This window comes from Erythrobacter sp., from assembly GCF_038133525.1.
GTDB lineage: Bacteria > Pseudomonadota > Alphaproteobacteria > Sphingomonadales > Sphingomonadaceae > Qipengyuania.
The window spans coordinates 1-7020 of sequence record NZ_JAYPTL010000081.1; the positions used below are offsets into that span (position 1 = coordinate 1).

Genomic DNA, 7020 nt, shown 5'->3' on the forward strand with positions numbered 1-7020 from the left:
GTATTGCGGCTTGTCGACGCCTGGGGCGGCAGCAATGCCGAGGGCGCTGCGCTGCTCGGTGTCTCGGAAAGCACCTGGGACCGGATGAAGGCCGGAAGTTGGGAAGGTACGCTCAGCCAGGATCAGCTGACCCGTGCTTCGGCGCTGATTGGCTTGTTCAAGGGCCTGCATTTGCTCTTCGCCGACGACATGGCCGACCGTTGGCCCAAGCTTGCGAACAGGGCCGCGATATTCGATCGGCTGTCCCCGGTGCAGTCGATGATCGCGGGCGGCATTCCGCGCATGCTCGAGACCCGGCAATATATCGACGCGCTTCGTGGCGGGCTCTGAGGGGCGGGCCGGCCCGCCTCTGATCCGCGAAGCATTCGAGAGGACGGTAAGGCTCGTTTCGAGCGCGAGGCTGCGCGAGGCCGCCATGGCGCCGCTTGCCGACGACAGCCATGAGCTGGCCTTGATCGCAGAAATCGAAGGCGTGACCAGCGGACGGCTGATCGCCGAGGAACGGGGGCTTGGCGGGCTGGCGGCGGACGAGCTGGTTCACGGCGTGCCTCACGCACATTTCATCAACGCAAGTTTCGCCTATGCCAGGCCGCGGGAACCCAATCGCTTCAACCCCGCGAACCGCGGCGCCTGGTACGCCGCGCTGGCGGTCGAGACCTGTATTGCCGAAGCCGGTCACCACCTGACCAGGGCGCTGGACGATGCGGGCGATTACAACGCCGTGGTCGAATATGGCGAAATGATCGCCAGCATGGCTGGGTTGTTCGTCGACCTGCGAGCCATGCCCGATCACGCCAGTCTCGATCCGGATGCTTCCCGGGGCTATCCCGCCGGGAACGCGCTCGCGGCCCTTGTGCGCGGCGCGGGGCACAACGGGATCATCTACCCCTCGGTTCGCCACCGCGGCGGGACCTGCATCGCCGCGCTATGGCCCAATGCGGTGCAATCGGTAGTGCAGGGCGACATGTACCGCCTGACCTGGTCGGGTACGCGGGAGTTTACGGTCGAGGCTCTCTAGCCGTCGGCCGCCTTTCCTTCGCCGCAGCGCGACCGCGGGCGGGACGTGCTTGCAATAGCCGTGAGCGACGCCCTTCAATCCTGTTGCGAAAGGAGAACCCCTTGTCGGCAACCAGGATCGTGTGGGGCCAGGTCCTGGCCGTCCTTGCCCTTGCTCTCGCCGGTATCTGGTCCGCCACCCAATGGACCGCCGCTTCGCTTGCCTACCAGCCCGGGCTTGGCACAGCCTGGTTCGACGTACTCGGCCACAAGGTCTATCCGCCCTATGCCATTTTCTGGTGGTGGTTCAGCTACGAAGCCTATGCGCCGCGCATCTTCGAGACCGGCGGACTGATCGCGGCATCGGGGAGCCTTCTCGCCGTCGCAGTGGCGATCGCCATGTCGGTATGGCGTGCGCGCGAAGCCAGGACCAGCGCGACCTATGGTTCGGCACGCTGGGCCGCGCGATCGGAAATTGCCGGAGCCGGCCTGCTTGGCGCGCAGGGTGTCGTGATCGGTCGTTACTCCGGTCGCTACCTTCGTCATGACGGGCCCGAGCATGTGCTTTGCTTTGCACCGACCCGCAGCGGCAAGGGGGTAGGACTGGTCATACCCACACTGTTGACCTGGCCCCACTCGGCGATCGTCCATGACATCAAGGGCGAAAACTGGGGGCTGACCGCCGGTTTTCGCTCGCGCTTCAGCCGCATCCTCCTGTTCGATCCAACCAATGAGGCCTCCGCCGCCTATAATCCGTTGCTGGAGGTACGGCGCGGCGCCAATGAGGTGCGCGACGTCCAGAATATTGCCGACGTGCTGGTCGATCCCGAAGGTTCGCTCGAGCGCCGCAACCATTGGGAGAAGACCAGCCACTCGCTGCTGGTCGGGGCCATTCTCCATGTGCTCTATGCCGAACCCGACAAGACGCTCGCCGGAGTGGCCTCGTTTCTGTCCGATCCCAGACGCTCGATCGAAGCGACGCTCGCTACGATGATGCAGACCCCGCACCTGGGTGGAGAGGGCGTCCATCCCGTGGTCGCGAGCGCAGCGCGCGAGCTGCTCAACAAATCCGGCAACGAGCGCTCGGGAGTCCTCTCGACCGCCATGTCATTCCTGGGCCTTTACCGCGATCCCGTGGTCGCCAGGGTCACGCGTCGATGCGACTGGCGAATTGCCGATCTTGTCGAGGCAGGCCGGCCGGTGACGCTCTATCTTGTGATACCCCCTTCCGACATCAGCCGTACCAAGCCGCTGATCCGCCTGATCCTCAACCAGCTGGGACGGCGACTGACCGAAGACCTGGCCACCGGGACGGAGAGGTCGCGACTGCTGCTGATGCTCGACGAGTTTCCCGCGCTCGGGCGCCTCGACTTCTTCGAGAGCGCGCTCGCTTTCATGGCGGGCTACGGGATCAAGGCATTCCTCATTGCGCAGTCGCTGAACCAGATCGAAAAAGCCTATGGCCAGAACAATGCGATCCTCGACAATTGCCATGTCCGCGTCTGCTTCGCGACCAATGACGAGCGGACCGCAAAACGGATCTCGGAATCGCTGGGAACCGCGACCGAATTGCGGGCGATGAAGAACTACGCCGGACATCGCCTGTCGCCCTGGCTGGGCCATCTCATGGTCTCGCGCTCGGAGACCGCGCGTTCCCTGCTCACCCAGGGCGAGATCATGCAGCTGCCCCCTTCCGACGAAATCGTGATGCTGGCCGGCTGCCACCCGATCCGTGCGAAGAAGGCACGCTATTTTGCCGATCCGCGGCTCAGGAAGCGGATTGCGCCGCCGCCGCCGGGTCGGGCGGATATGGTGCAGAGCCGGCCGAATGTGTGGGACGGCTGCATCGTCGCAACTCCCCCTGTTCAAGGGATGGCTGCAGTGCAACCGATATGGCCAGCGGGGGTGGGGGAGGTCGAGGGCGGTGCACGGCTCGAGCCCGAATTGCCCGATCGTGGTAACAATCGGGAATCTCCCGAACCGGCGCGCAATGAGTTCGAATTCGACGATTACAGCGACGGCGGGGAGGCGAGCAGGAACCGGAGGATCGTAGCACGCATGGGTGCCAATGCCCGACAGGCCGTGCTCGACACCGATGACGGGATTGACCTTTGAGCCGGGGGAACCGCACCAGGCACACCTTTCGCCTGCTGCCGGCACTGTCGCGGCAGCTTGCCGACTATGCCTGCCGCAAGCGCGTCTCCCAGGCTTCCGTGGTCGAGGCAGCGCTCGCATCCTTTCTCTCGCCCGACGGGTCGGAGCGGCTCGAGGCCGCCTTCAGCCGCCGCCTCGACCGGATGTCCCGCCAGCTCGACAAGCTCGATTATCATATCGAGGTCGGGAACGAGGCCTTCGCTCTTTATCTTCGGCGCTGGTTGGCGGTGACGCCTGACTTGCCGGGTGAGGCAACGACCGCCGTGGATGCCGATGCGCGTAAGCGGTTCGGTCACTTCGTCGAGGCATTGGCTCGCCGCATGGAGGCAGAGCGTCGCCTGTCCGACGAATTGCGACGAGAGCCTGGCGAGGACGGAGCAAGCTAGGATCGAGGCGCCTGGCCTGGCGGTTAAGTCTCCGGCAAGAGAATGGCCCAAGTCGGTGCAAACTCGGTGAGAGAAGAGGTGCAAGTCATTGTCATGCTTGCTAGGTTCCCCGGATGCGCACCGATCTCGATCACCTGCCCCCGCCCAAGCAGCGCGAGCTCGAACGCGTGGTGCAGCTGGTATTCGAGGAGTTCGGCGATGCCTTCGCGCTCTCGAAGCACGAATGGAAGAAGGCCGGACGCATCCTCAAGGTGATCCTTTACGGCAGCTATGCCCGAGGGACCTGGATCGACGAGCCGCATACCGCCAAGGGCTATCAGTCCGATTACGACCTGCTCATCATCGTCAACGACAAGCGGCTCACTGACAGGGTCAAATATTGGGCCAAGCTCGATGACCGGTTGATGCGCGAGTATGGAGTTACCGGAACGCTCAGGACCCCGGTCAACTTCATCGTGCATACCTTGCAGGAAGTGAACGATGGGCTCGCCCATGGCCGCTACTTCTTCATGGATGTCGCAAAGGACGGGATCGCGCTCTACCAGTCGGACGACACCCCGCTCCACACGCCCAAGCCCAAGACGCCCAAGCAGGCGCTCACCATGGCGCAGGAGTATTTTGACGAGTGGATGCCGGGTGCAACCGATTTTGTCGACGGCGCCACCCATTTGATGGACAAGGGCCGATACAAGCGTGCCGCCTTCTTAATGCATCAGGCCGCGGAGAGCCTCTATCACTGCGTACTGTTGGTCTGCACCTTCTACACCCCGCACGTCCACAACCTCGGCTTCCTGCGCACCCAAGCCGAGCGCATCGATCGACGGCTGACCTATGTCTGGCCGCGCGAGACCAAGCGCGATCGCGCGCGCTTCGAGAAACTCAAGGAAGCCTACGTCAAGGCGCGCTATTCGAAGCACTACCGCATCACAAAGGAAGAGCTCGAATGGCTCGGTGAGCAGGTCGAGGAACTCGGGCGTGTGGTCCACGAAGTGTGTTCGGAGCGGCTCGCAACGCTAAGCGCCGAGGTCCAGTAGCTGCCAGCATTTTCGGCTGCGCTATTTTGTCCGCCTTGCGTTCCTTTTCAGACATGGGAAGCGCCTAGTTCCCAGCCTGAAAGCTGCCATAAGCTTGGGCCCGGTAGTTGATCCGGGTGGTGCTTGCGTGCGAACGGCCTCATTTCGGAACCGCTCTCAGATCGCAAGAGTTTTGCGATGCGTATCAATCGCGCTTCGCACATCATCGGGGAAGGGCAGGTGCTCCCTTTCGCTGCTCCAGGCGTCGTCGAACCGTGCAACGACATCCTGCGCTGTCGCGGTGATCAGCTTGGTAGGCAGCCTTGCCTTGTCGGCGATCGCCTCGAGTTCATCATAGGTGTAGGACGACCACTCGCGCGAGCGATCGAATTTGAGCGCAGCATCGTCGCCTGGGATATAGGCGAGCGTCGAAAGCAGGTCATAGGCAGGTGCAAGCAGAGCGTTGCGCCTGTCCGGATAGATCAACGACCAGTTCTTGAGGTGCATGTCGCCATTACCGATCAGCACCGAGTAGGTGAGCCGGCGGACGAATTCGACCACGCTTTGCTCGTCGGTCTCGATCGCCAGCACACTGAGGAGCTGGCGGTAACTCGCATTCTCGTATTTATCGTCTGCGAAGACACCGAACACTTGGGCGAAATCTTCGGTGTGCACTGGTCCCTCTTCCCCTCGGTCGAAGCGCCGGATGGCAAATGCGGATTTTCCGTAGCGGGTGATCCCTTCGGGTATGCCATCAATCTGATCGAGAGGTACAAGGTCGATTTCAGGTACGTCGATCCCGATCTTTGCCGCAAGTTTCATCGCTGAGAATTCAGCCTCGGGCACGTCCGGATGTCTCGCAGAGGGCAGCTTGACGATCCAGTCGCCGCCGCTGCCTGTGACCGGGATCGTCAGCCCGCCATTCTTGCCCTGGGCTTTGATCGCCGAGAATTTGAGTTGCACGCCGGCAAGTGAAAAGCGCAGCGCGCGCTCCGCCTGCTTCTCCACTGCTTCTTCATCGGGCTCGTCGGCCTCCGTTTCCTCGGCATCGACGGCGATGGCGCGCACTGCGCCGGGAAGATCGTGCCCGAGCTGTGCGAGAAGGTGGTACTCGCGCACGGCTTTCACGCCCGCGCGGCGGGCCAGGTAGTCGCGAAGCGTGCCTTCGGGAAGGAGGTTGGAGAAGAACGGCTCGATCTTCGTTCGATAGCTGCGTGTCTCCGCAATGATTTCGCCATTCGCGTCCTTGTAGGCGAGCGACAGCGTTGGCCGATCCTGGTCGGCAAGGTAGGCTTCGTCGAATGTGAAGATGCTCGCATCTCCATCGAGGCGCGCAATCGTTCCAACGCGCGTCTCACCCAGAAAGATATCGAGAGCCGCTGTGTCGATCATGTGGCGTCATCCTCAAGCCGATAAGCAGGCAGTCTAGCGGCACTATCTTGATCCATTGCGTGAACCTGCAAGTTTCTGATGTGCTGGAGGGCACGTGTGGTTGCTGCGATCTGTTGGGCGAGTTTCTTCGTTCCCTCCTGCTGCTCAAGCGCCCAGCCGAGGTCCTGAAGATGCTTTTTCAGATGAGCGACGGGCTGCAATGCCTGCTGGATGGCTTTGAGCGTTTCGGGACTGAAATTAACGGCCTGGATATTTTTAAGTGCGCTTTGAAGCTTATTCACTTCTTTGACGCTCGGATAGCTCTCCCGTATTCGCTCAGCGAACCGGTTGGTTTCGGCAATCGTTGCGAGCGCTCGACTTGTGTCGCTTCTTTCGCGCTGTGAGCGAACTATGCCTTCGATCGCCGGTAGGGTCCTTCGAGGCACAAGCTTCAGCTCGAGGTCGAGCGCGCGCGCTATTTCGACAAGACTGGAAATCTGTAGGTCTACACTCCCGCCTTCGATTTTGGAGATATGGCTTTGGGGCAAGCCTACCCGTTCACCCAGCTGTTTCTGGGTAAAGCCTTTTGTTATCCGAGCCGCTTTGATGCTTGCGGCGATGTCTTCGATTGCCGTGCTCATAAATATGTTTCTACTTATGTTGTTAGGTTTCTATATGTTTTAGCATATACAATGATTTTGAGAAAGGCAACAAGAATATGTAGAAGCATATATAACTGATTTGCTATACGTCGTTGCATATCATAGGCAGAGATTGCCGCGCATGGAGCGCGAGCAGTCCTCACTTCACAGAACCTTTTCCGCTCCTTCCCGGTCCTTCAGATGACAGAGATTTCTGAGGATCAGTCAGTAACGCCAATGGCGGCAATGCGCCTTCAACCCGGCCGTTCCAATGGCCGCTGCGAAAACCTAAGAGCTGACATAGAGAGCATCTCTGGGCCAAGCCAAGACATCACGACCGAGGATGCAGAGAGGCGCTGATCGGCTTTGGGGGCGAAGACAAGGTTTCAGGCAGTCGCCGACGTAGTGTGCTGGATTATGGTCCCGCAGAGGAAACGGGGGAGGGCGGATTGAACAGGA

Annotated in this window: 7 protein-coding genes; 5 read left to right on the plus strand and 2 right to left on the minus strand. The window is 61.2% G+C overall.

The genetic code is table 11. The features are described from left to right. From AAFM29_RS15425 to AAFM29_RS15445, 5 genes are all read left to right on the plus strand, one after another. The coding region (locus tag AAFM29_RS15425) for an antitoxin Xre-like helix-turn-helix domain-containing protein (protein ID WP_341713671.1) at window positions 1–330 on the plus strand (330 nt) is incomplete at its 5' end. Beyond that, a complete protein-coding gene (locus AAFM29_RS15430; protein WP_341713672.1) occupies window positions 317–1018 on the plus strand; it encodes an RES family NAD+ phosphorylase in 702 nt (233 codons plus the stop codon). The genes AAFM29_RS15425 and AAFM29_RS15430, both read left to right, overlap by 14 nt. A 101-nt stretch (window positions 1019–1119) precedes the next feature. Next, window positions 1120–3111 carry a conjugal transfer protein TraG gene (locus AAFM29_RS15435; RefSeq protein WP_341713673.1) on the plus strand — a complete coding sequence of 664 codons (1992 nt, stop codon included), beginning with the start codon at window positions 1120–1122 and terminating at the stop codon, window positions 3109–3111. Continuing rightward, the gene (locus AAFM29_RS15440; protein ID WP_341713674.1) at window positions 3108–3536 is read left to right on the plus strand and encodes a CopG family transcriptional regulator; all 429 of its coding nucleotides are present in this window, start codon (window positions 3108–3110) and stop codon (window positions 3534–3536) included. Before AAFM29_RS15435 ends, AAFM29_RS15440 begins: the two co-directional genes overlap by 4 nt. Before the next feature lie 113 nt (window positions 3537–3649). Continuing rightward, window positions 3650–4570 (plus strand): HEPN domain-containing protein, encoded by a 921-nt coding sequence (locus AAFM29_RS15445; RefSeq protein WP_341713675.1) that lies wholly within the window; start codon window positions 3650–3652, stop codon window positions 4568–4570. 156 nt (window positions 4571–4726) lie between these two features. Here the strand turns inward: AAFM29_RS15445 and AAFM29_RS15450 are convergent, their stop codons facing one another. Then, a complete protein-coding gene (locus AAFM29_RS15450) occupies window positions 4727–5941 on the minus strand; it encodes a type II toxin-antitoxin system HipA family toxin (protein ID WP_341713676.1) in 1215 nt (404 codons plus the stop codon). Continuing rightward, window positions 5938–6561, minus strand: a complete 624-nt coding sequence (locus AAFM29_RS15455; protein WP_341713677.1) for a helix-turn-helix transcriptional regulator — start codon at window positions 6559–6561, stop codon at window positions 5938–5940. Before AAFM29_RS15455 ends, AAFM29_RS15450 begins: the two co-directional genes overlap by 4 nt. Window positions 6562–7020: the final 459 nt, after the last annotated feature.

Coding starts and splice junctions, on each gene's coding strand:
- AAFM29_RS15450 (WP_341713676.1), bottom strand. CDS start 5,941: ATGATCGACACAGCGGCTCTCGATATCTTTCTGGGTGAGACGCGCGTT.
- AAFM29_RS15445 (WP_341713675.1), top strand. CDS start 3,650: ATGCGCACCGATCTCGATCACCTGCCCCCGCCCAAGCAGCGCGAGCTC.
- AAFM29_RS15455 (WP_341713677.1), bottom strand. CDS start 6,561: ATGAGCACGGCAATCGAAGACATCGCCGCAAGCATCAAAGCGGCTCGG.